This window comes from Herbidospora sp. RD11066 (genome assembly GCF_054661255.1).
Genome location: NZ_BAAGDO010000312.1, coordinates 1 through 244, shown reverse-complemented (window position 1 = coordinate 244; position 244 = coordinate 1). Strand labels below are relative to the sequence as shown.

General features: G+C 36.9%; 1 protein-coding gene. It reads left to right on the top strand.

Features of this window, described 5'->3' with window-relative positions:
• Nucleotides 1–47: 47 nt before the first annotated feature.
• On the top strand, nt 48–244 hold a 197-nt coding region (locus tag ACYQ78_RS40005), incomplete at its 3' end, for a restriction endonuclease subunit S (protein ID WP_459806217.1).

Below are 244 nucleotides of genomic sequence, written 5' to 3'. Positions count from 1 at the left end.
GCATGCATTGGAGCAGGAGATTGAAGGGCAGATGAAGGGGTTGAAGTATGAGTGAGAAGCTAAGTGATGTTGTAACTATAATTAGTGGAGGTACTCCAAAAACAAGTGTAAAAGAATATTGGGATGGAGATATTGATTGGTTAGCAGTTGCAGACTTTAATACTTCAAATCGCTATGTTAGTACTGCTTCTAAGAAAATCACGGAGTTAGGATTAAATAATAGCAACACAAAGATGTTAGAGAA